We start from the raw sequence: 24,659 nt of genomic DNA, 5'->3' as shown, positions 1-24,659 counted from the left end.
ATCTTGAAACTGTCTAATACTTCTTCTAAAACCTCATGAAAATCTAGTCGGTTTTTTAATCTGCTCTATTTGTGTTGTATATCATAGCCACTAATAGAAATTGCTTTTTTGAGGACAAACCGCTGTATTGACCACATAATATGCAATCCTGCAAGATTATTTTGGCTTTTTTATCCAATAATTTAATATTATAGCTAACACATACATTTTTGTTTTGGAATTTTTATTTGATGCTGTTTCATGATAAATTAATATTCCTTTTGTTAAAGTTCATTAACCATTACACAAAATAAAAAAGCGACCTCAATATTAGTATAGAAATTCATTACCGTTAAAACAAATCCACTTTCTATAATATACATTAAAAAAGAACTACAAATAACAATTTATAGTTCTTTAACAACAAAATTATTTTTTAACATTATAACGAAAGAACATCATCTAAAACCTTTTTAGCATTAAAAGTTCTAAAATCTTCTTCACTAATAAGACTTACTGGCGTCCCTGGTACTGCTAAATCCTTAAATTTCTTTAATGAACCTGCTAGTTGTGGAGTTACTAATATCAAATCAGCTTGTTCAATAGAATATTCAACCGCTGTTTGAGCCGCAGCCCAAACAATAATTTCCAAATCTCTTTTAGCTGCTTCATCCTTTAATGCTGATGCAAACATATTAGAAGTAACCCCTGCCATGCAGCATAATAAAATTTTCATAATCGCTATCTCTCCTTTCTGCCCGCTTTTCCTTTCAAACCGTTAAGTATTGCAAGCTATTATTTTTTGCTTTTTTCTAAAAAAAATTCTTAATCAAAATAACTTATAAGCCGCTGTTCTGTTTGATTTTTATAAAGATATTATTAGCATAAGATATTTTTAAATCTTAAAAATTAAACATTACGAATCTTATAACTATTAAAATAGAATAATTTTTTCAGATCAACATTTTCCTTTAATCTTTTATAATTGTAACATAAATAAAGATATTTTATAATATGATCTCTTTATTATTTCTTAAATAATCAATTTCTTTAAAACACTTTTTTCTAGTCAGCCATATTTTGCTTTTATTGAAACGTTGCTATTTTTCTTACCTTCAACAATTATTTTTTTAAGATAATCTTTTTTTATATTTATTAAAAAATCCTTAACAGCTAATAAATATTAAAAATCACTGATTGAACGGCTCATTAATTTTCGCTAAAACATAGATATTTTTGATGCTTTTTTATATCATTAAAACTAGATTAAAACCTAAAATATCAAAAAATACTACTATTGAATAAATTTGTTTCATTTTTCACTTTTAGCATCATCATACAAATGTAAGATATCATAGTTAAACGACATTAATCACCTCATCTTAAATTATAGCATAAAATAATATTTTAGCTAAAAAATACACATATAAAATTTATATGTGTACTTTTACTTAGAAAATCATAAAATAAATCAAAACAATAATTCCTAAAATAATTCGATACCATCCAAACACTTTAAAATCATGTTTTTTAATATAACTCATTAAAAACTTGATCGTTATCATACTGACAACAAAAGCTACTAACATACCAATAATCAATAAAACTAATTCACTAGCAGTAAAAGCGAATCCGAATTTAACTAACTTTAATAAACTTGCACCAAACATAACTGGTACCGCTAAAAAGAAAGTAAATTCAGCAGCTACTGTACGACTAACTCCAATCAACAAAGCCCCAACAATAGTTGCTCCAGAACGAGAAGTACCAGGAAAAACTGCTGCAATTAATTGAAATATCCCGATAATCAATGCTGTATTATAAGTTATTTCACTTAATGAATTGATTTTTGCTTTTCTTCCTTTATTATAATTTTCGATAATAATAAATAAGATTCCAAAAACAATTAAAGCAATCGCAACAGTTGGTGGATTGTAAAATAATTCATTTAACTGATCATCAAATAATATCCCTACTACCGCTGCAGGAATACAAGCTATGATTATTTTAAACCACATTGAAAAAGTATCTTTTTTTATTTTCCAATTATTTTTATAATCAAACGGAAGTAATTTTTGCCAGTACAAAAATACAACAGCAAGTATTGCTCCTAATTGAATCACAACTAAAAACATCTCTAAAAAATCAGCACTAACATCTAATTTTATAAACTCATCCACTAAAATCATATGTCCAGTACTACTAATTGGCAGCCATTCTGTAATCCCTTCTACTATACCTAAAATTATAACTTTGATTAATTCAATAATATTCATATTTACCTCCATAAATTATCCTTAGGTATTATAACATTAGCTATGATAAAAATCATTATTAAATTAACATATAATAAATTTTCCATTTATGAACATATTTTTACTACATAAACCAGATATTATTTTAAAAATTAATTTAATTATTACTAATTTACAGATGATTTAAAATTATACATCAATTAACATTAAAAGGGTTACAAACCCTTTTAAAGACTAAAAACGTATATTCCATGCATCACTATAAAAAAAGAAACTTTTTAATAACTTATTGTTATTAAATTTTCTTTTTCTTCCAAAAAATTTTATATCAATATTTCTTATTGACTAGATATTCATACATGATGATAAACATCTTTGCAATCTTTTATTTTTCTTTATATTATTTTTGATATAGTTTTACGATTTATCATCATATACATTTTTTATAAACTATCATTTATCTAAAACAAAACCATGATCCATTGGTCCCGAACCACTTCCTAAATCAAGCATAGCTGCTAATGCTTTTGATATATATTTTTTTGCTTTTTCTATAGATTTTTCTAAACTATCCCCTTTTGCTAAGTTTGCTGCTATTGCACTTGATAAAGTACAACCTGTTCCATGTGTATTGAAATTATCAATACGTTTTTCTTTAAACCATTGATAATTTCCTTTTTGATACAACAAATCATTAGCATCATTAATAGCATGACCACCTTTAACCAAAACTGCACAGCCATATTTTTCACCAATTAAAGCAGCAGCTTCCACCATTTCCTGCTCGTTTTTAATTTTCATATCTGCTAAAATTTCTGCTTCAGGAATATTCGGTGTTAAAACAGTAGCCATAGGTAACAAATATTCTTTTAAAGTATCAATTGCTTCATCATCGATCAATTTAGCACCACTAGTCGCTATCATAACGGGATCAATAACGATATTTCGAGCATTATATTCTTTTAACTTCTTTGCAATCGAAATAATCAAAGTTTGACTTGACACCATGCCAATTTTCACAGCTTCGGGATAAATATCTGTAAAAATGCTATCTAACTGTTGTTCTAAAAATTCACCTGATACCTCATAAATACCAGTAACACCAGTCGTATTTTGAGCTGTTAGAGCTGTTAAAGCGGACATAGCATAAACCCGATTTACCAGCATTGTTTTCACATCAGCCTGAATGCCAGCACCACCACTGCTATCGCTCCCCGCAATCGTTAGACAAGCCGGCAAGGTTTTATGAACTAGTCGACTGATCTTTTCTTTTAGTTTTTTTGCTGCTTCTTTTATATCATCTTGGGCAAAAATAGCACTAATAACAGCAACCCCATCTATTCCACTACCTGTTAATTGAATAATATTATCATCATTAATACCACCAATAGCTACAACAGGAATATCGATATTTGTACAAATTTCTTTTAAAGTTGTAAACGAAACTGCTGAAGCATCCTTTTTAGTATTAGTTGAAAAAACTGCACCTACACCTAAATAATCAGCACCATTTTCATAAGCTATTCTTGCTTCTTTTAAATCATGAACCGAAACACCAATGATCTTATTCTTACCTAAAATTTCTCTTGCTTTTTTCAATTCACAATCATCTTGTCCTATATGTACACCATCAGCATCAATTTCCTTAGCCAATTCAACATTATCGTTAATAATAAATGGTACATGATATTTTTGGCATAATGCTTTGATCTGCAATGCCTCATCTTTAAAAGTTTTATCATCTAAATCTTTTTCTCTAAGCTGTAAAAATGTTACTCCGCCTTTTAAAGCATCTTCTACCTGACTAGCAAGAGATCTATCTTTCAACCAGCTGCGATCAGTTACAGCATATAATAATAAATCCTGCTTATCTAATTTCATATTTTGCTCCTTTTGCTAAAACATCACCCGTCATATGATAAACAGCATCAATGATTCGATTTCGATAAGATGCATTCCCTTCGTGATCTTGCATCTTTGTTTGGGCAATTTCACCGGCTAATCCCATTGTACAAACAGCTGCTGCTGTTGCTTCTAAAATATGATTTTGATTAGCACAAATAAAAGCTGTTGTTAAAGCTGACAGCTGACAGCCCGTCCCCGTTATAGCACTCATTTCCTTTGTTCCATTTCTAATAACATAGCAAGTTGTTCCATCACTAACTAAATCTATTGCTCCTGTCACCGCAACAATCGCTTGAACCTGCTGAGCAAATTTTTTAATAAATGCAATACAATTATCTAAATTTTCTTCACTAACAGCATCCTCAACATTTGCATCAACGCCATGAACGCTTCCTTGGCGATAAGCTAAAACTTTGATTTCAGAAATGTTTCCTCTAATAACACTAAAAGAAACATTATCAATCAATTCAAAAGCTGTCTTTGTTCTAAGCTGACTTGCTCCTACGCCGACTGGATCCAATAAAACCGGATGTGACAATTCATTTGCTTTCTGTCCCGCTTTTTTCATAGATAAGATCGTTCTAGAATTTAATGTTCCAATATTAATATTCAATCCTGTGCAGATGCTGGTAATTTCTGCTACTTCATTTTCATCATCTGCCATGATAGGACTTGCCCCACAAGCTAAGACCATATTTGCTACATCATTCACTGTTACATAATTCGTAATATTATGAATTAGTGGTTTTTTTATTCTGACATTATCTAACATTTCTTTAAACATAATTTTCTCCTATTCATCAAATATAGAAATATTTTCTCCATCTAATATTCTATTCATATTTTTTACTGCACAAAAATTCCCACACATACTGCAAGTATCTTCTTTTTCTGGTTTTGAAGATTGACGGTAGGCTATAGCTTTATCAGGATCGATTGCCAATGTGAACATTTTTTCCCAATCTAGTTTTTTTCTTGCTTCACTCATTTGACGATCAATATCCATCGCATGTGGTATCCCTTTAGCAATATCAGCTGCATGAGCCGCTATTTTACTAGCAATTATTCCTTCTTTAACATCATTTATATCAGGTAATCTTAAATGTTCTGCTGGTGTCACATAGCATAAAAATGAAGCGCCATTGGCTGCTGCTACTGCCCCACCGATTGCACTGGTAATATGATCATAACCAGGTGCTATATCTGTTACGATTGGTCCCAAGACATAAAATGGAGCGCCATGACACAATGTTTTTTGAATTTCCATATTCGCTTGAATTTGATTAAGCGGCATATGTCCTGGCCCTTCAATCATGACTTGGACATTTTTCTGCCAAGCCCGTTTTGTCAACTCACCCAAAACAATTAATTCTTCAATTTGACTGGCATCACTAGCATCTTCGATACAGCCTGGTCGACAGGCATCACCCAAGCTCAAAGTCACATCATATTGTTCACAAATATCTAAAATTTCATCAAAATATTCATAGAAAGGATTTTCTTTTCCTGTCATTTCCATCCAGGCAAAAATAATCGAACCGCCACGAGAAACAATATTCATTAAACGTTTATTTTCTTTAAAACGTTTAGCAGTATTTCGATTGATTCCACAATGAATCGTCATAAAATCTACACCATCTTGAGCATGCATTCTTACAATATCGATCCATTCTTTACTTGTAATCTGCATAAGTGGTTTATGATAATAAACTACGGCATCATAAATGGGTACTGTTCCTAGCATCGCTGGACATTTTTCGACTAAAAATTTTCTAAACTTTTGCGTATCTCCAAAAGAACTCAAATCCATAATGGCTTCTGCCCCCATCTTTACAGCCATCTCTACTTTTTCATATTCCATCTCTAAATCAACTAAATCTCTTGAAGTTCCTAAATTTACATTGATTTTTGTTTTTAATATAGCTCCGATTCCATTGGGACAAAGAGCATGATGAACTTTGTTGCATGGGATAATAACTTCTCTCAAAGCTATCTTTTCTCTTAATAACTCAATATCAAGGTTTTCTTTGGCAGCAACAATTTTCATTTCTGGTGTTATCATTCCTTTTCTCGCTGCATCCATCTGTGTTGTATAATTCAATTTCCGTCCTCCTTTAATAAAAAAACAGAGGCACCTGAAAGAACCTTCTGCAAACAATCAAAATTACTGTTTCCCTACGTTGGCATTATCCAAATCAGGTTATGGGTCTAAGTCTAAAGCTTACTCTCAGCAAATGCTCCCCGTTTATTTATTTAATTTTATTATAAGTCTTCTATTTATAAATGTCAAAAATATGCTATTTCTGTATCTTTAAAACAAATTATGAAATTTTTTTATTATAGTTTTAATTATAGCTATTCATGATTCTTTAGTTCCATTATATCTATCTCTTAATATTTCTATGGTTATCTGATTAATAAAATTATAAATCTTAGACTTTATTAAACAAACTAAAACTTAATAATCTTTCTACTATAACATTGTTTCTTTAGCACTTTAAAATAACAAAAAAGGAAGAATTAAGCTTATTCTTAAAACTTCCTTATTTATATTTTTGATCTAAGATTCTCTTTTTTTCAATAAAACAATCGCCACTGCCATTAGCATCATTGATCCTAATGAACCATATACAAAACTATTATCACCAGTTTTAATACTTAATGTATCTTCATTACTTTGTTCTATTAAACTGTCGATTGCTTTTGCTAGATCGTTTTGAACTGCTATTACCTCAGCTTCTGTTGCTTCTTCATTAGCGTATATTGCTTGAGCATCTGATAATGCTTCTAACATCACCTTATAACTAGCTAAACTATAATTTGCTCGATTTAATCGTTTTGCTTGATCAATTAGTTCTTGTAATAAATCTTTATTTGGTTTTAGTCTTAAATCTAAATAGGCTTTAACTAGCACATTATATGCAGCATCCACTTGTTCTTGAGTTGCTTCATCATTTTCTAATACATTTTTAGCACTATTTAAAGCTTCTTTGAATCCTGACCATGATGATGCTAAATATTTACTTTCTTCACTATCTTTTACTTTATTGTAGAAAGCTTCTAATAATGTCTTATCTACTTTTTCCACTAATCTTGTTATAGCATTTTGTAAAGCATTTTTTGCTGCATCTACTTCATCTTGCAATGCATTTTCATCAGCAAGTACTTCATTAGCTTTAGCTAGCGCATCAGCTACAACAGCCCATGATTCATCAGTATAATCACTACTATCTAATTTAGCTGCCTCAACTACTAAAATCTCTAATAATGCTTTATCGCCTTTAATAAAATCCAACATTTGAATTGCTGTTGCTAAGCGATCAAATGATGCACTTACTGTTTCTTGACTAACATTTTCATCTTCTAAGATTGCTTTAGCTTCTTGTAAAGCTGCTTTAAATTCATTTACTACAGCAGGAACTACTGCTTCTAAATCTTTATCTGTAATTTCATCAGCTGCTTCAACAGCTATTTCTAATCCGCGTTTATCAGCTTTTTTCACCAATTCTTCAACAGCAGTCATCAAATCAGCTAAAACTTGATCAACTTCTTCTTGACTAACACTTTCGTTTTCTAAAACATTTTTTGCCTGTTCCATTGCTTCACTGAATCCTTGCCAGCTTGCAGGAGTATAAGTTTCACTTACTTTATCTTTATTTTTATCATAAATTTCTTGTAATGAATCTTTATCAACTTGAGCTTCTTTAACTGTAATCGTTATTTCAACATTTACTCCTGCTGTTGTCTTAGCACTAATTGTAGCTATTCCCATTCCAACAGCACTTAATTTTCCATCAGCATCTATTTTAATAACTGATTCATCACTGCTTGACCAGATAATATATTGATGTGTTGCATTTTCTGGCGTAATATTTGCACTTAATTGATGAATATCTCCTAAAAATAATGTATTGACCGTATTCAATAAAGATAAACCTTCAACTTTAATTACTTTTCCGGCACTAGGTGTAATATTGATCGTACATTCAGCTTTAACAGTCGGATCTTTAATCGAATATGCCGTTATTATTGCCTTTCCTGATTCACCTTTGATCGTAATCTTACCATTATTGTTGACAGATACTAAGCTTGGATCTGATGATTCCCAAGCAATACTAGAAGCCGTTACATTTTCAGGATCAGTTGTAATTACAAGGGTCGTTGTTTGTCCCTTCAACATGCTCATTTTATTATCTACAAATGAGATATTATTGATATCTTGAACACTAGGATCATCAACTGTTGTTCCCATTACCTGGAATTCATAAATAGAATATCCATATCCGGTATTAGCTAAAATCCCCTGCATCCGGACATATCTACCAACATAATCTTGAGAAAATACATGTTTTGTCCAATCATTTTGCACACTATTATTGCTAATATGGGCCATGTCGATCCAAGTTTCACCATCCTCAGATATTTGTAATTTAAACTCTTTTGCTGAAGCAACTTCCCATAATATATTGACTGCTTGAATAATACAATCTGATTCTAAATCTACATAAAACCATTCATCATTTGTTCTTCTTGAAGCCCAGCGGGTTGCAGTACTTCCATCTACAGCATATTTTTCAGCTTTTCCAGTTCCATCGCTTGGATGTAAACCGCTACTATAGGCCGGTTTATTAAGCGCTAGATTCCATGGTTCTAATTCAACATCATTTTCACTTCCAGTTCTTTGTAGAACTCTAAAAGCAAATAATGAATATTGTGATTCGCTTACACCTTGAATCTTTACATAACGTGCTGTTTCTGATTCATCAAAATCATAACGAACGTACTGACCATATTTAGCTTCTGTTTCTGATTTAATATTTTTCCAATTTGTTCCATCATTAGAAACCAAAATATCATAACTTTCACCATTTGCATACCATTTAAGATCAATTGCATCAAAAGATGTTTCTTTTTTTAAATCTACCTGGATCCATTCTTTCCCTTGCGAATTAGATTGCCATCTTGTAATATCCATATCACCATCAACAGCATTAGTAACTGCATAACCAGCTGTTGAAGAACTTGCTGTTACTGCCTTTTTTAAAGCCATATCTTTATATACTGTAACTGGTAAAACAGCTGATACATCAGTTCCCTTGACTTGCAGCTCAACTGTAGCACTACCTTGTTTCATAAACTGTAATGTACCATTTTTAAATGTAACAACACTATCATTATTTGAATTATAAATAAGCGTACTTTGGGCATTCATTGGTGCTGTTTTAACTGCTGGAACTACATCATAATCAATAACTCCATCGATACTTTTATCAACGAATCGAATTTGCTGGACATCAGCATTTTCAGGCACATAACTCAAAGTAACATCTGAAATCATACTATCTTTTGATGCTGTTATTTTTAAATAATCAATATTTTCTGCTAATTCTGGAATAGTAATATTTATTTTTGTATAACCATCATTAGTATCTACTGCCTCTTTTGCAACAGTTAATGAGGTATAATCGATACCATTATTTGATATCGAAATATCAACATTGCCACCGTCCTTAACGTAAGCTGTGATCGTCCCATCTTTAATATTTGTATAACTATATAACAATTCAGCATCATCACTGATAGCCTTTACTACATCGTCATCTAAATAAGTTGTAAAATCAACATCACTAGTTAAATATATTTTACTGTCATTTTGCATTGAATCTTTTAATAGTTTAAGATCACTAGCATTTTTCATCGTAGCATCAAACCTAGTAAATTGTGGTGCCCATACTTTAGTTGGATGATTACAAACCTCAATTTTAAGATAATTAGCATCTTCATTAATTCCACTCTCTGGTGTCGATAAATTTTGTTTAAACCAGCCATTTTTAGTATTGACAGCTGGCGAAGTACGATAAGCTTGTTCTTGCCACGTATTACCATCCTGTGATGTATACATGTTGATCGTTCCGATCGAATTATCATAACCATATACTTCTAAAGTAAAATCTTGAAGTCCTGGCAGCATATAAACGATCGACTCAACACTATTTCTATCTGAACCAATACGTTTGATTCGAGTAGTATCACTTTCAAAATTATTTGCCTGCCCATTTTGTCCCGCATTTGCCGAATCAAAATCCCAATTTGATGTATGACTCAACATCTTATCCATTGTTTCAAATTCATCAAAAAATGAAGTTGTAGCAGTTGTCGTAAAAGAAACTTCGCTTCCGAATTCACTAATATTTTCACCATTTTTAGCTTGAACATTCAAATAATAAGTAGCACCTGGTGTTAATCCATAGATCCGTGTTGTTAAATCATCAGTTTCTAAAACATTTGGATATTTACCACTTTCATTACCATAGTGAATCAAATAGCTTTTAGCATTTATTTCACGATTTACAGCTACTACTAAAGCATCATCATCCATATAAACATCAGTAATCGAAGTCGGTTTTAAATCCACATCATCATGTGAAAAGGCAACCTGGAAACATTTACCATCTGCATTTTTAACATTAACTTTAATAATCGTCGTTGGTGCCATTTGGATAACTTCAATGCCTTCATCAGCACTAACTACTCCCTGTACCTCACGATTAATTTCTAAAGTTATATAATCACTATTTTGTTGAGTCGTATCGGTAACAGAAACATTCAAACCATTATCAGTATCATTGATCATAACTGAGGCCGCACTATCACTTGTTACATAATTTTTAACATCACCTAAATCAACTGAATTATATCCATCCTGCCAAAAATTAACACCTAATGTTCCTAAACTCTTTTCATATACTGCATGCACTTTATCATCTTGACGAATAATTTCAATATCACTATTTGAAGCATATGCAGCTGTTTCACTGACTGACTTTCCTGGTAATAATACATATGCATATGATCCATCAGCAGCGCCATTTCCATTTTCACTATGATCTGTCCAAACAGTAAAATAATCGGCATTATATGTCGTCGTATCGCGATTATATTCTCCTAAAGATGACCATGTTCCTGATCTAGTTTCACTTTTTACATTGATGTCTAAACTATTAGGGAAATAAAATCCGATTTCAGAATCTTCAACATTCCCTTGCATATTAAATGTTTTTACATTACTATAAGCAGTTTCTATACCATCCATGCTCATTGTCTGCTCATTACCATCTACATAATATGTTCTATTGTTATCATCAATTTTATAATTTTCAAGTGTTGTTTCTACATCATATTGTCCACTAATATTGCTTCCTAAAGCAACAACTTCATCATCAAACATAAACCATGACTTTTTAGCTTTTAAATTATGCGTTGTCATAGCTAGATCCATTCCTGATACACCATATACACCATCACTTACACCACCAGCAAAGGCATTGAGATTATATTGTGATCCTTGATTTCTGCCATATACTGAAGTTGCTCCAGGAATGCGATACCAGTCTTTGGTTGCCTTTTCGACTCCTTCACTCCGTTCTAGATCATTTGTATATAAGTAAGTAGCACCATTTCCAATATACCATCCTTTATTATTAGAATCGCCACCTTCATAAGTTTTAATAGTTGGTGAAGCCATGGCAATCGTATAAGCCCAGCCCTCTTTTGACCAATGGATCGTCCGAGCACCATTATTCATTTGATAAGTCGTTCCATCAAAACTTATTGGTATGATATTATTATCATCTAAAATGTTATTTACTTTAACTACTGTATCTAATGGGAATTTATACCAAGGGGTATCAGCACTAGCATTCATTTGTTCAATCATAAATTCATTGCCAAACCACTGTTTGATACAGCCTTTAAATTGATTTTGAATATTTTCTGGCGCATTTTGACATAACATTAACATCGCATTTGCAATGATCAATGCCCCACGAGGCTGCGTAGTATCAGTTCTTGTAATTTCTCTACCACGAAAAGCATCCATACTTAAACCATTATAAACCATTGGTTCATATGAATCTAAGACCCAGTCATATACAATATTCGCACTATCTTCTCCTAGATCCCAATCTGTTCCTGAAAGCATGTATATTAAATATGCTGTATCTGTTAGACACATCAATCCATATCCACCATTATAAGGAAAAGTTGTATGCTGAATAAATGTTCCATCTTCATAGTAACCGTCAGGGAAAGATCCATCACCCTGCTCTGTATATTTTAATACCGTTGGCATTACTGATTGAATATGACTCATATATGATGAATCTTCTGTTAATAAACCAGTATACATACTCACACGTTCATTCCATGTTGAATTTGCTCCTGTAAAAGATGTCCAGTTAACAAATTCCGCCATTGTTGCAGCGTATTTATCAATCGTCTCTTTATCCAAATCATCATATAAAAGAAGTAATGTTTCTCCTAAATAAACCGGAGCTCCTAAACGCCAAGAAAACCAGTTACCATAAGGGACTGTTTTACTGCCTTGTTTGAATTCTTGATTATAATGATATTCATTCATGAATTCTAATGCCATTTTAATGCTTTCAAACATATCTTCATTTTTATATAATGCACAGCCTTTGGTCTCATATGCTAAAGCCATAGCTCTAAGATATTGATATGTAAATTGAATTGAATTTGCATTAATATACGCATTGCTGCCACTACGGCGTTTACCTAGCGGATACTCAGGAAAAATATAATCATTCGATGGATCTAAATTAGGATCCAAAGCCGTATCCTCAGCATTCATATAATTTCCTTTTATTGCATTAGAGATAGGATTTTTATTCATATTATCCCAATACAACTGTGCTGTATCATTAATAGACTGTAACATCGGTTTTACATCTGGATCATTAATATCATAGCTGCCGCCAACCGCCATATCGTGAAATTTTTCACGCATAAGCGCATATTGATCAACATCATCTTGTGCTTTAATCGTTACAATACCGCTCGTAATCGATGTCATTAATAAAAAAGCACTAACGATCATAATAAATATTTTTTTAATGTGCTGCATTATTTCTCCACTTCCCTTCTTTTTTAATACCATATTATTTATTAACATCCCATTCCCACAATAAATCCTTAATTTTTTAATCATCCAATATTACTACGTTTAACTTTTTTCATTTACAAATTTATTTAATAGCTCATTATTTAAACATAGTAACAATAATAAATCTTATCCTTTTAGACCTATCCTCCTTTCAAAACTATTTATATAAAATATTTTATCATAACCTCTTTTTTACTATAAAGTTAGAATATTTGTAACTTTTTTTTACAAAAATTACAACAAGTTTTTATCGTTAATAACAACATTTTTTAACTTTTAGCCATCATGATAAAACACGTATCTTGTAACAGATTTCACGTATCTTGTAACAGATTTTTTTATATTTACGATAAAAAAAGAAGCGTTGATTTATTATCCAACACTTCCTTATTTCTATTCTTCAACAAATTCTTTCTAATCATATTTCAAAATATTCAATTAATAATCATACTTCAATAATTCACAATTATCAGTTTGATAATTAAAAATATCATCATTGGTCATATCATTAAAATAACTATGAACAGCCCGACAAACTGCACCATGACAAACTAATAAAACATCATTATCAACTGCCTGATTTTTTATTTCATCAAGAAATTCATAGACTCGTTTACACAATTCAATAAATGATTCACCACCTGGATAACGAAACGCTAAATTATGTTTATTATTTAAAAAACCTTCATCTTTACGATGTATTCCTTCATATTTTCCAAAATTAATTTCAATGATACGCGGTTCAACGATCATTTCTAATTGTCGAACATTAGCTAAATTTGCTGTGTCAACTGCCCTTTGTAACGGTGAAACGTAGAGATAGCGATAATTTACTGACTGTAACGACACCGCTAGCTTTTTAGCTTGTTCAATTCCTTTTTCAGTCAATCTAGCATCACTGATACCGCAAACTAAATTTTTAACATTATAATCAGTTTCCCCATGTCTTGTGATATATAAACTCATTTCCTTACCTCCCTATCAAAAGCATTTTAACATAAGATAAAAAAAAGACAAGGTCCCTTGCCTCCTTGTCTAGTTTTTAAAATTTAAAAATCAATTTCGCTATCATAATAGCAAGCTTTTAATAATTTTACCATCTCTTCTTGAGTTGGAATTCTTGGATTTGATCCTGTACATGCATCTTCAATTGCTAGAGCGGCAATATTTTCAACTCGAGCTAAGAAAACATCTTCAGGTACAAACCCTACCTCAGCAGGTAGACCATCTGCTCCATAGTGATTGATTGAATGTGGAATATTTAAATCATCATTCATCTTGCGTAAATATGCAATCAATAATGCTACTTTTTCATCATCACTATTTCCACCTAAATGCATATAATCGGCAATTACACCATAACGTTTTTTTGCTGTTTCATCTTTAGCGTTAAATGCAATTACTTTAGGTAAATACATCGCATTAGCAGCCCCATGAATGATATGACCACCTTGATCAACAAAAGCTGCACCTGTCTTATGTGCCATTGAATGAACAATTCCTAATAAAGCATTAGAAAACGCTTGTCCCGCTAAACATTGAGCATCATGCATATCATCACGACATGCCATATCTCCGTTATAAGATTTAACTAAATTTGCCTGAATCATTTCAATTGCATGAATTGCAAGCGGATCAGTATAGTTACAGTTTGCAGTAGATACATATGCTTCAATTGCATGAGTCATCGCATCCATACCTGTATGAGCTACTAATTTAACTGGCATCGTTTCTGCTAAATCAGGATCTACGATAGCAACATCAGGTGTAATTTCAAAATCGGCAATTGGATATTTTACCCCTTTATTGTAATCTGTAATGATTGAAAATGCAGTTACTTCCGTAGCAGTTCCACTAGTTGAAGGAATTGCACAAAAATGTGCTTTTTGACGTAATTTAGGAATCCCAAATACTTTACACATTTCTTCAAAAGTAATTTCTGGATATTCGTATTTGATCCACATTGCTTTAGCTGCATCGATCGGAGAACCTCCACCCATAGCAACGATCCAGTCAGGCTGAAATTCTTCCATTACGGCTGCACCTTTCATCACTGTTTCTACTGATGGATCTGGTTCAATTCCTTCGAATAACTTAACTTCCATCCCTGCTTCTTTTAAATAGTCAACGGCACGATCTAGAAAACCATTACGTTTCATACTTCCACCGCCTACACAAACAATCGCTTTTTTACCTTCAAAAGTTTTTAATGCTTCTAAAGAACCTTTTCCATGATATAAATCTCTAGGTAATGTAAATCTTTGCATTAATAAGCACCTCCACTATTTGATTATAGCGCTTACAAATTTAACTTCGAAGTGACAAAAAAGGAATAGCCCTATTCCTTTTTTCGTATACCTAAATAATATCTCTATTAAAACTATGTTTTATCTCATTGATAAATCCCTGGTCTTCCTTAGAGATTCGATATCCTTTACGATTGATCAAGAAATCATAACAAGTAGTACTATTATCCTGACAAATTTTTGTTTTTAAATTATAACGAATCAAAATTTCTTGAGGAATAGGTGAAACCCACATGTATGTATGAGGCAGACGGTTAAGCAGTTCAAACTGAATACCTCTTTCATAAATAGTTATCTGTTTTTTAGCCTGTCTTGTTTTATCATTACAATTTGCTGCCACTAAAGGCAGTGAAGGTAATGAGATATCCCCGTGCGTAATTTCAATCTGATTATTTAAATCATTTAAACTGATTTTTTCTTTATAAGCTAAAGGATTATCATTTGAAACAAGCAATTGATAGTTAAACTGATGAATTTCTTCATATTCGAGCTCTTTAGTCTTTAATAAATTAATAAAATAATTTTTTTCATCTTCAAAAAAACGAATAATTCCAATATTCGCATCTCCTTCATAAACCTCTTTGATCGTTTCAAAAGAATTAGTTTCACGATAATTTACTTTAATATTTTTATCTTTCAGATTTATCATTGATAAATAATTAGTAAATGCATTTGCAATATAACTAGCTCTTGGTACACATATATCTAAATGAATCGATTTATCATCATAGCTATGATACATCGCCTCCATTTCATCAACCTGCATAATAATGCTTTTAGCTCGTTCAATAAATTCAGCCCCTTTTTTAGTTGGAACAACTCCTTTAGAAGTTCTTTCAAAAATAATTATTTGCATATTTTCTTCTAAATCTTTGATCGTTTTACTTAAGTGCGGTTGATTCATATAGAGATTATTGGCAGCTTTACTTATCGAGCCAGCTTTAGCCACTTCAATTACGTATTTTAAATGTAATAAATTCATCATATTACTTTCTCCTTATGAATTTATTTTAACATATAAATAGTAAATTGTGTTTGATTATTCTAAATATATACTTTTTTGTCTATTTATTATAACTGTCAAATATATGGGACTTTTATAATTTATGCTATTTAAAGCGGTTTCAAAACATGTTATAATTATAACATACGATAAAAAGAAAGAGGTGTAAAAATGAAGAAGTTGAAACAAGAGTATTTGGATAAAATTGACGAAATTGTTGAAAAACATAAAGATAAAAAAGGTCCAATGAAATTGATGCTGCATGAAGTTCAAGATGAACTTGGCTATATTCCATTTGAAGCAATGGAAAAAATTGCTGCAGCAATCAATGTATCAGTATCAAAAGTTTATGGGGTCGTAACCTTTTATTCACAATTTACAACTGAACCTAAAGGAAAACATATTATCTCTGTTTGCTTAGGAACAGCCTGCTATGTCAATGGTTCCCAAACTATTCTAGATTTACTTTGTGAAATGACGGGATGCGAAGTAAACTCAACTAGTCCAGATGGCTTATTTTCAATTGATGCAACACGTTGTGTAGGTGCTTGTGGGCTTGCCCCAGTAGTCAGTGTTGACGGAACAGTTTTTGGATGTTCTAAACAATTAGAAGATTTAAAAATGTTAGTTCTAGATTATTTGAAAGAAGAAGCCCCATGTTAGTTAAAGAGATCGTTGATATTTTAAAGGCTAAAGAAATTTATATCGACGATAAAGATATTTATAACCGAAATTATGATAAGGGCTTTTCTACAGATTTAATGTCAGATGCCCTAGCATTATTGAAAAATGAAACAGCGGATATTTTATTTATAACTGGTCTTGCCAATGTGCAGTCATTACGTACCGCAGAAGTTTTAGATATTGAAACGATTCTTTTCGTTAGAGGAAAACCTTTAGATATGTCAATCGTTGATATGGCTAAAAATTTGCATATCAATCTTTTCCAAACAGATGAAACAATGTTTGAAGCCTGTGGTAAATTATATGAAGCGGGAATGCGACGATGATCAAAACTTATCAAGTAGAAAAAGATAATTACCAGGATGCTGGAAAAGCTTCCAGCGACATCAAAAGAACTTTAAAAGCCTTAGGAATAGATCGCAAAATCTTAAAAGCTGTAGCAATTGCCTGTTATGAAGCAGAAATAAACATTGCAATTCATTCCAATGGCGGTACGGTTACTTTTGAAATCGATGATGATGGTATTGTTCATCTATCTTTTGATGATATCGGTCCAGGAATTGAAAATCTTGATTTAGCCCAAACACCTGGTTACTCTACAGCTTCTCCTAAAGCTAGAGAGCTAGGATTTGGTGCCGGAATGGGACTTTACAATATGAAAAGTGTTGCTTCTTCATTTGAAATAACTTCTTCAAGTGAAGGAACACATATCAAAATGACATTTCAATGAAACCAGTAATCAGCTATCTAGGCAACAGCTGCAAAAAGTGCATTAAATGTGTTAAAACATGTCCCATGGATGCTATTTCAATTGTAAATGAACAAGTAATTATCGATAAAGATAAATGTATTAATTGTGATATCTGTATTCAGGCATGTGACCAGAAAGTATTAAGAGTTAAACAAGTTGATTTACAAAAAGCTTTAAAAAAACATGATTACAATATTGCTTTGATTCCAACTGCAATTTTATCAGATTTAAAAACTTATCAAGAAATTAAAAATATTGCTCATGCAATAAAAAAGTTTGGTTTTGATGAAGTTGTTCAATATAGCGATATTGAAGGAACCTTATATAAACAAGCTTTAAAAGATAGTGTTGGTAAACATAAAGTTATGCTCACGTCTTTTTGCCCGACTATCAATAAATTAATTAAAAATGATTATCCTACCCTTATTGATCATTTATTACCATATGATTATCCAATTGAAATTGCTGCAAAAAAATTAAGAGCTAAATATAAGGATAAAAATATTGGTATTTATTCATTATGTGAATGTGTTGGAAAATTAACTTTAGCTAAAAATCCTTTTGGTAATGAAACATCAAATATCGATTATGCTTTAAGCATCTCTCAGATGTTTCCACAAATCAATAAGCTTAAAGATAAAGAACAATCAGACATCGAAATAAATAAATACGGGGTAAAAAGCATTGTCAGTGATCTCTTTGGTAATAGAGATTTATCTGTAATTAGTGTTGAAGGTCTACCACAAATTAAAAAGGTTTTAGATTTAATTGAATTTGACCAGCTAAAACATGCTGACTTGATTGCTTTATTTAATTGTTATCAAGGATGCATTGGCGGTTATTATCTTTGGTCAAATCCATTTGAAGGATGTTTTAATATCGAAAGCATGATTAGCCAATGTCATAAAGATGTTGCTATTCTAGAAAAGACCGATTATCAAAAGACCCACACAATTAATAGTGATGAAAAGAATTTTAAAGAACGCTTAGCATGGTTTAATAAGGTTAATGCTATCTTAGAGACATTACCGCAATTTGATTGTGGCAGTTGTGGATTTGCAAACTGTCGTGGTCTAGCATCGAGAATTGCCAGTGGTGAAGTTGATGATTCTTTATGCCGAGTCAAAAGAAGGTGATTTAATGGAAATAAAAGAAGTATTAAAATTAAACATAAAACAAATTAATCATGTTCCCTTAACAAATGTGGTTGAAAATGTATATATTGGTGATTTGTTAAGTTTTGTTATGGCTAATGGCAAAGAAGGTTCTTTATGGTTAACGGTTCAAAAACATATCAATGTAATTGCTGTTGCGCAATTAAATGATTTTGCGGGAATTATTTTTGTCCAAAATAGTTACCCTGATGAAGATACGATCATAAAAGCTACTGAACTTGAAATTCCATTATTCATTAGTGAAAACGATGCTTTTTTAGTTGCTAAAGATTTAATTTCGTTGGGTTTATAAAATGTATTATGATTTGCATATTCACTCAGCATTATCACCATGCAGTGATGACACGATGACAATTAATAATATTTTTAACATGGCTTATATCAAAGGATTAGAGCTAATTGCTATTACTGATCATAATTCTTTAAAACAGCAGTTTTATTTAGAAGAGATCATCAATCATGATATTTTAAAAGGAAAGATCGATTATGTTCATGGGGTTGAACTCCAAAGCAAAGAAGAAATTCATATCTTAGCTTATTTCCTTAAAAATACAGATTTAAAGATCATCCAAAAATGGATTGATGAACACTTAATTAAAGTTAATAATCAGCCTGATTATTATGGAAATCAATATATATTTGATAGTAATGATGAAATCATTGATGTTGAAAATAATTTATTGATCAGTTCTTTAGATTTAGATGTTTATCAAATCATTAATAAAATTCATGAATTTGATGGTATTGCCATTCTAGCTCATGTCATGGCAAAAAAATTTGGAATTTATGAAGTTTATCATGATATTCCTATCGATTTAAATTATGATGGAATTGAAGTTACTAGTATTAAAGAATTAAAAGAACTAAGAGCATTATGTTCGCATCTTAAAGATGATTATATATTTTTTAACAGTGATGCTCATAATTTGGAATCAATCAATGAACCGATCAATCAAATTGATAAAGATAAGTTTTATCAATTATGGAGGAAATAACAGATGCAGGAAATTGCAATGAATATTCTTGATATTGCCTATAACTCAATTAAAGCCAAAGCAAATTTAATTAAAGTTTTTATACATGATAGTAGTAAATTAAACATCATCAGTATTCAAATTATCGATAATGGCTGTGGTATGGATCAAGAAACAGTAAAAAAAGTAATTGATCCTTTCTACACGACAAGAACGACTCGTAAAGTAGGCTTAGGAATTCCGATGTTTAAAGAAAATATTGAAGCTACAGGTGGGAAATTTTCAATTACATCAGCTATTAACGAAGGAACCACAATTTATGGTGAATTCGTTAAAGATCATATCGATACCCCACCAATGGGCAATCTTGTGGATACCATTATTACTTTAATCCAAGCTGATGATAAGATTGACTATCTATTTAAATATACAAGTGATGATTTTGAATTCATTTTAGACACTAAAGAAATAAAACAGATTCTTGATGGTGTCGCAATCAATCTACCAGAAGTGATTATCTGGTTAAAAAATTATATAAAGGAGGGATTACACAAATGAAATCCTTAGAAGATTTAATGAAAATACGTGACGCTGCCAAAAACAATATGGCAATGCGTAGTGATGATAAACAAAAATATCGAGTTGTTGTGGGAATGGCAACTTGTGGAATAGCAGCCGGAGCTAGACCAGTTTTAAATACATTAGTAGAAGAAGTTGCTAATCAAGATCTACCAGCTACTGTATTACAGACTGGCTGTATTGGAATGTGTACACTAGAACCAATCGTCGAAGTGTTTGACCGTGATGATAACAAAACGACTTATGTCTTAGTTGATGCAAAAAAAGCCAAAGAAATTGCTGTTCGACATCTAAAAAATGATGAAATTATCGACGAATATACGGTCGGACATTATAAGAAATAGGAGGTTGTAAGATGCCAGCAAAAAGAACCCAAGTATTAGTTTGTGCCGGGACTGGTTGTACAATCGGTAATTCTGGTGAACTAATTACAGAATTTGAAAAAGAAATTAAAGCTCTTGGGCTTGAAAATGAAGTTGAAGTTTTAAGAACAGGATGTTTAGGATTATGTGGAGTTGGTCCTAATATTTCTATTTATCCAGATAATATCATTTATAAAAGTGTAAAACCTGAAGACGTAAAAGAAATTGTTATGGAACATTTCTATAAAGGACGTCCTGTTCATCGTTTAATGTTAAATGAATCTGATGAAGATACTAGAGAAATTCATGATATTAGTGATACTAAATTTTATAACAAGCAAAAAAGAATCGCTCTTCATAACTGTGGTGTGATCGATCCTGAAAATATTAATGAATATATTGGAAAAGATGGATATTTTGCTTTAGCAAAAGTTTTACAGGAAATGACTCCTCAAGAAGTCGTTGATGTTATTAAAGCCAGTGGATTACGCGGTCGTGGTGGAGGTGGTTTCCCTACAGGCGTTAAATGGCAATTTGCTTTAAATGAACCTGGTGATGAAAAATATGTTATTTGTAATGCGGATGAAGGAGATCCAGGTGCATTCATGGACCGTTCAATCCTTGAAGGTAACCCTCATAGCGTTATTGAAGCAATGGCAATTGCAGGTTATGCAATTGGTGCCAATCATGGTTATATTTATATCCGTGCTGAATACCCTATTGCAGTTGAACGTTTAAAAACAGCCATTGGTCAAGCACGTGAATTAGGATTGTTAGGTAAAAATATTTTTGATAGTGGTTTTGATTTTGAACTTGAAATTCGTTTAGGAGCTGGAGCATTTGTCTGCGGTGAAGAAACAGCCTTAATTAAATCAATTGAAGGTGAACGTGGTATGCCAAATCCTAAACCTCCATTCCCTGCTCATAAAGGAGTTTGGGGTAAACCAACAATCATCAACAATGTTGAAACTTATGCAAATATTGCCCAGATTATTCAACATGGTGCTGACTGGTTTAGATCAATTGGTACAGAAACATCTCCAGGAACAAAAGTATTTGCTTTAGGAGGAAAAATTGTTAATACTGGATTAGTTGAAGTTCCAATGGGAACAACTTTACGTGAAGTTATTTATGAAATTGGTGGTGGATGTCCAAATAATAAACGTTTTAAAGCTGTTCAAACTGGAGGTCCATCAGGAGGATGCTTAACTGAAGAACAATTGGATACGCCTATCGGTTTTGATGAATTAGTTAGACTAGGTTCTATGATGGGATCTGGAGGAATGATTGTATTAGATGAAGATAACTGTATGGTTGACGTTGCCCGTTTCTATATGGATTTTATCGTTGATGAATCATGTGGTAAATGTACGCCATGTCGAGTTGGTACAAAGAGAATGTTAGAACTGCTTGAACAAATCTGTGATGGTAAAGGAACAATGGAAACTCTTGATGAACTTGAATTATTGGCTTCAACAATTAAAGATACAGCATTATGCGGTCTTGGACAAACAGCGCCAAATCCTGTTCTTTCAACAATCAATCAATTTAGAGATGAGTATATTGCTCATATTGTTGATAAAAGATGTCCAGCTGGAGTTTGTAAAGAATTACTACAATATGTCATTGATGAAGAAAAATGCCGTAAATGCGGTCTTTGTTCTAAACAATGTCCAGTCGGAGCTATTCATGGTGAACTAGGAAAAGTTCCATATGTTATTGATCAAGAAAAATGTATTAAATGTGGTCAATGTATCAAAGCTTGTCACTTTAAAGTAATTGAAAGAAAGTAGGTGTAAGGAATGTCGAAAATAAAAATGACGATTAATAACCGTGAAGTAGAGGCTTATGAAGGGCAAACGATCTTAGAAGCAGCCAAAAATAACGGAATCCATATCCCTACTTTATGTTATTTAAAAGATGTAACTGGTACTGGAGCTTGTCGTGTCTGCCAAGTTGAAGTTGAAGGAGCTAAAACATTATGTGCTGCCTGTGTTTATCCAGTTAGAGAAGGATTAGTAGTAAAAACTAATTCTCAAAGAGCCTTAAATGCTAGAAGACATGTAGTTGAATTAATTGTTTCAAATCACTCTAAAGACTGCTTATCTTGTATTCGTAATACAAACTGCGAGTTACAAAGATTATGTCAAGAATTAGGAGTTCGTGAAGATGCTTTTGCTGGTGAAAAAACGACGCCGACTTTTGATGAAGTATCACCAGGAGTTGTGCGTAACACTTCAAAATGTGTTCTATGTGGACGATGCGTAGAAACTTGTGCAAAACATCAAGGTTTAGGAATTCTTGGCTTTATGAATCGAGGATTCAAAACTAAAGTAGGACCAGTATATGATAAAAGTTTAAATGATGTTAACTGTATGCAATGTGGTCAATGTATCAATGTGTGTCCAGTTGGAGCTTTACATGAAAAAGAAGAAGTTCATAATGTAATTTTTGCTTTAAACGATCCAACTAAACATGTAATTGTACAAACAGCTCCTGCTGTTAGAGCAAGTTTAGGTGAAGAATTTGGTATGCCAATTGGAACTCGTGTTACTGGTAAAATGGTTCATGCATTAAAATTAATGGGCTTTGATAAAGTATATGATACTAATTTTGGGGCTGATTTAACAATCATGGAAGAAGGACATGAATTTATTAGTCGAGTTCAAAATAATGGTGTCTTACCAATGATTACTTCTTGTAGTCCAGGATGGGTCAATTATATTGAACATGAATATCATGAATTATTAGACCATTTATCTAGTTGTAAATCACCACACATGATGTTAGGAGCAATGATTAAATCATATTATGCTGAAGCTAACAATATCGATCCTAAAGATATCTATGTTGTTTCTGTCATGCCTTGTGTTGCTAAAAAAGGTGAAAAAGAACGTGAAGAAAACTTAACTGATGGTTTAAAAGATGTTGATGCAGTATTAACAACTAGAGAATTAGGTAAATTAATCAAAATGTTTGGTATTAACTTCCGTGACTTAAAAGATGAAGACTTCGACCAAGATATGTTTGGTGAATACACTGGTGCTGGCGTTATCTTTGGAGCCAGCGGTGGAGTTATGGAAGCTGCTTTAAGAACAGTTGCTGATGTTTTAACAAAAGAAGATCTATCTTCTATAGAATATCATGCTGTACGTGGTGAAGAAGGTGTTAAAGAAGCTTGTATAAAAATTGGTGACTTAACAGTAAATGTGGCAGTTGCTCATAGTATGACTTTAGCTAAACCATTGTTAGAAGAAATTAAAAATGGTACTTCTAAATATCAATTTATTGAAATTATGGGCTGCCCAGGTGGCTGCGTCAACGGTGGTGGACAATCTTACATTAATGCTTTAACTCGTAATAGTGGTTTCGATTGGAAACAAGCTCGTGCTAAAGCTTTATATGATGAAGATTTATCATTACCAGTTCGTAAATCTCATAAGAACTCACAAATTCAAAAATTATACGCTGATTTCTTAGGAGAACCAAATAGCGAAAAAGCACATCATTTATTGCATACACACTATTCAAAAAAAGCACGATTTAAATAGATTATTTGGTGGGAGTTTATGAAAAAATTTATTAAATATTTAATATATTTACTAATGCTTTTAATGCTCGTAGGATGCAAAAACATTAAATTATCATTTAATGATTCTAAGACAATAAAGCGTTTATTACCTATTGATACTCCTTCACTATCTATTAATGAATACAAAAA

19 protein-coding genes are annotated in these 24,659 nt (G+C 31.8%); 10 read left to right on the top strand and 9 right to left on the bottom strand.

What is annotated here, in order from left to right:
* Positions 1 to 421: 421 nt before the first annotated feature.
* The 9 genes from BR82_RS0102180 to BR82_RS0102140 form a co-directional block, all read right to left on the bottom strand.
* Complete coding sequence (locus BR82_RS0102180) at positions 422 to 715, bottom strand: PTS sugar transporter subunit IIB (protein ID WP_024720951.1); 294 nt, start codon at positions 713 to 715, stop codon at positions 422 to 424.
* Between the two features lie 715 nt (positions 716 to 1,430).
* Positions 1,431 to 2,255 (bottom strand): undecaprenyl-diphosphate phosphatase, encoded by an 825-nt coding sequence (locus BR82_RS0102175; RefSeq protein ID WP_027088829.1) that lies wholly within the window; start codon positions 2,253 to 2,255, stop codon positions 1,431 to 1,433.
* A gap of 432 nt (positions 2,256 to 2,687) precedes the next feature.
* Positions 2,688 to 4,115, bottom strand: coding sequence for a bifunctional hydroxymethylpyrimidine kinase/phosphomethylpyrimidine kinase (gene thiD, locus BR82_RS17970; RefSeq protein ID WP_027088828.1), 1,428 nt, complete (start codon positions 4,113 to 4,115; stop codon positions 2,688 to 2,690).
* Positions 4,102 to 4,923 (bottom strand): hydroxyethylthiazole kinase, encoded by an 822-nt coding sequence (gene thiM / locus BR82_RS0102165; protein ID WP_027088827.1) that lies wholly within the window; start codon positions 4,921 to 4,923, stop codon positions 4,102 to 4,104. The genes thiD and thiM overlap by 14 nt, the downstream gene beginning before the upstream one ends.
* 9 nt (positions 4,924 to 4,932) lie before the next feature.
* A complete protein-coding gene (gene thiC, locus BR82_RS0102160) occupies positions 4,933 to 6,240 on the bottom strand; it encodes a phosphomethylpyrimidine synthase ThiC (protein WP_027088826.1) in 1,308 nt (435 codons plus the stop codon).
* 459 nt (positions 6,241 to 6,699) lie between these two features.
* Positions 6,700 to 13,113, bottom strand: a complete 6,414-nt coding sequence (locus tag BR82_RS0102155) for a polysaccharide lyase family 8 super-sandwich domain-containing protein (RefSeq protein ID WP_161635115.1) — start codon at positions 13,111 to 13,113, stop codon at positions 6,700 to 6,702.
* Between the two features lie 429 nt (positions 13,114 to 13,542).
* Positions 13,543 to 14,070: a histidine phosphatase family protein gene (locus BR82_RS0102150; RefSeq protein ID WP_024720956.1), complete on the bottom strand. Its 528-nt coding sequence runs from the start codon at positions 14,068 to 14,070 to the stop codon at positions 13,543 to 13,545.
* Positions 14,071 to 14,153: 83 nt separating this feature from the next.
* A complete protein-coding gene (locus BR82_RS0102145; RefSeq protein WP_024720957.1) occupies positions 14,154 to 15,371 on the bottom strand; it encodes an iron-containing alcohol dehydrogenase in 1,218 nt (405 codons plus the stop codon).
* A gap of 91 nt (positions 15,372 to 15,462) precedes the next feature.
* Positions 15,463 to 16,395, bottom strand: coding sequence for a LysR family transcriptional regulator (locus BR82_RS0102140; protein ID WP_227052806.1), 933 nt, complete (start codon positions 16,393 to 16,395; stop codon positions 15,463 to 15,465).
* A gap of 189 nt (positions 16,396 to 16,584) precedes the next feature.
* Between BR82_RS0102140 and BR82_RS0102135 the strand changes: the two genes are divergently transcribed.
* The 10 genes from BR82_RS0102135 to BR82_RS0102090 are packed head-to-tail and all read left to right on the top strand — an operon-like array spanning position 16,585 to position 24,489.
* Complete coding sequence (locus BR82_RS0102135) at positions 16,585 to 17,076, top strand: NADH-quinone oxidoreductase subunit NuoE family protein (RefSeq protein WP_027088823.1); 492 nt, start codon at positions 16,585 to 16,587, stop codon at positions 17,074 to 17,076.
* Positions 17,070 to 17,423, top strand: coding sequence for a hypothetical protein (locus tag BR82_RS0102130; protein WP_027088822.1), 354 nt, complete (start codon positions 17,070 to 17,072; stop codon positions 17,421 to 17,423). Before BR82_RS0102135 ends, BR82_RS0102130 begins: the two co-directional genes overlap by 7 nt.
* Positions 17,420 to 17,827 (top strand): ATP-binding protein, encoded by a 408-nt coding sequence (locus BR82_RS0102125; RefSeq protein WP_027088821.1) that lies wholly within the window; start codon positions 17,420 to 17,422, stop codon positions 17,825 to 17,827. The genes BR82_RS0102130 and BR82_RS0102125 overlap by 4 nt, the downstream gene beginning before the upstream one ends.
* Positions 17,824 to 18,984: a [Fe-Fe] hydrogenase large subunit C-terminal domain-containing protein gene (locus BR82_RS0102120; RefSeq protein ID WP_027088820.1), complete on the top strand. Its 1,161-nt coding sequence runs from the start codon at positions 17,824 to 17,826 to the stop codon at positions 18,982 to 18,984. Before BR82_RS0102125 ends, BR82_RS0102120 begins: the two co-directional genes overlap by 4 nt.
* The gene (locus tag BR82_RS0102115) at positions 18,953 to 19,315 is read left to right on the top strand and encodes a hypothetical protein (protein ID WP_240474497.1); all 363 of its coding nucleotides are present in this window, start codon (positions 18,953 to 18,955) and stop codon (positions 19,313 to 19,315) included. The genes BR82_RS0102120 and BR82_RS0102115 overlap by 32 nt, the downstream gene beginning before the upstream one ends.
* A 1-nt stretch (position 19,316) precedes the next feature.
* On the top strand, positions 19,317 to 20,018 hold the full coding sequence (locus BR82_RS0102110) for a PHP domain-containing protein (RefSeq protein WP_027088818.1): 702 nt from the start codon (positions 19,317 to 19,319) through the stop codon (positions 20,016 to 20,018).
* A gap of 3 nt (positions 20,019 to 20,021) precedes the next feature.
* Positions 20,022 to 20,555, top strand: coding sequence for an ATP-binding protein (locus tag BR82_RS0102105; protein ID WP_027088817.1), 534 nt, complete (start codon positions 20,022 to 20,024; stop codon positions 20,553 to 20,555).
* Complete coding sequence (locus BR82_RS0102100; protein WP_027088816.1) at positions 20,552 to 20,920, top strand: (2Fe-2S) ferredoxin domain-containing protein; 369 nt, start codon at positions 20,552 to 20,554, stop codon at positions 20,918 to 20,920. The genes BR82_RS0102105 and BR82_RS0102100 overlap by 4 nt, the downstream gene beginning before the upstream one ends.
* An 11-nt stretch (positions 20,921 to 20,931) precedes the next feature.
* Entirely contained in the window at positions 20,932 to 22,731 is a 1,800-nt protein-coding gene (locus BR82_RS0102095; RefSeq protein ID WP_027088815.1) for an NADH-quinone oxidoreductase subunit NuoF, read from the top strand.
* A 9-nt stretch (positions 22,732 to 22,740) separates the two neighbouring features.
* Entirely contained in the window at positions 22,741 to 24,489 is a 1,749-nt protein-coding gene (locus BR82_RS0102090) for an NADH-dependent [FeFe] hydrogenase, group A6 (protein ID WP_027088814.1), read from the top strand.
* The last annotated feature ends 170 nt before the right edge of the window (positions 24,490 to 24,659 follow it).

Origin of the sequence: Thomasclavelia saccharogumia DSM 17460 (assembly GCF_000686665.1) — a bacterium.
GTDB classification, from domain to species: domain Bacteria; phylum Bacillota_I; class Bacilli_A; order Erysipelotrichales; family Coprobacillaceae; genus Thomasclavelia; species Thomasclavelia saccharogumia.
Note: the sequence above shows the minus strand (reverse complement) of the source record. Positions and strands in the feature narration are given on the sequence as shown.

Excerpts from the sequence above, each read along its gene's own strand:
- BR82_RS0102145 (WP_024720957.1), bottom strand. The coding sequence starts at position 15,371 with ATGCAAAGATTTACATTACCTAGAGATTTATATCATGGAAAAGGTTCT.
- BR82_RS0102180 (WP_024720951.1), bottom strand. The coding sequence starts at position 715 with ATGAAAATTTTATTATGCTGCATGGCAGGGGTTACTTCTAATATGTTT.
- BR82_RS0102155 (WP_161635115.1), bottom strand. The coding sequence starts at position 13,113 with ATGTTAATAAATAATATGGTATTAAAAAAGAAGGGAAGTGGAGAAATA.
- BR82_RS0102125 (WP_027088821.1), top strand. The coding sequence starts at position 17,420 with ATGATCAAAACTTATCAAGTAGAAAAAGATAATTACCAGGATGCTGGA.
- BR82_RS0102115 (WP_240474497.1), top strand. The coding sequence starts at position 18,953 with ATGATTCTTTATGCCGAGTCAAAAGAAGGTGATTTAATGGAAATAAAA.
- BR82_RS0102175 (WP_027088829.1), bottom strand. The coding sequence starts at position 2,255 with ATGAATATTATTGAATTAATCAAAGTTATAATTTTAGGTATAGTAGAA.
- thiD (WP_027088828.1), bottom strand. The coding sequence starts at position 4,115 with ATGAAATTAGATAAGCAGGATTTATTATTATATGCTGTAACTGATCGC.
- BR82_RS0102090 (WP_027088814.1), top strand. The coding sequence starts at position 22,741 with ATGTCGAAAATAAAAATGACGATTAATAACCGTGAAGTAGAGGCTTAT.
- BR82_RS0102135 (WP_027088823.1), top strand. The coding sequence starts at position 16,585 with ATGAAGAAGTTGAAACAAGAGTATTTGGATAAAATTGACGAAATTGTT.
- BR82_RS0102095 (WP_027088815.1), top strand. The coding sequence starts at position 20,932 with ATGCCAGCAAAAAGAACCCAAGTATTAGTTTGTGCCGGGACTGGTTGT.
- BR82_RS0102150 (WP_024720956.1), bottom strand. The coding sequence starts at position 14,070 with ATGAGTTTATATATCACAAGACATGGGGAAACTGATTATAATGTTAAA.
- BR82_RS0102130 (WP_027088822.1), top strand. The coding sequence starts at position 17,070 with ATGTTAGTTAAAGAGATCGTTGATATTTTAAAGGCTAAAGAAATTTAT.
- BR82_RS0102120 (WP_027088820.1), top strand. The coding sequence starts at position 17,824 with ATGAAACCAGTAATCAGCTATCTAGGCAACAGCTGCAAAAAGTGCATT.
- BR82_RS0102110 (WP_027088818.1), top strand. The coding sequence starts at position 19,317 with ATGTATTATGATTTGCATATTCACTCAGCATTATCACCATGCAGTGAT.
- BR82_RS0102105 (WP_027088817.1), top strand. The coding sequence starts at position 20,022 with ATGCAGGAAATTGCAATGAATATTCTTGATATTGCCTATAACTCAATT.
- BR82_RS0102140 (WP_227052806.1), bottom strand. The coding sequence starts at position 16,395 with ATGATGAATTTATTACATTTAAAATACGTAATTGAAGTGGCTAAAGCT.
- thiM (WP_027088827.1), bottom strand. The coding sequence starts at position 4,923 with ATGTTTAAAGAAATGTTAGATAATGTCAGAATAAAAAAACCACTAATT.
- BR82_RS0102100 (WP_027088816.1), top strand. The coding sequence starts at position 20,552 with ATGAAATCCTTAGAAGATTTAATGAAAATACGTGACGCTGCCAAAAAC.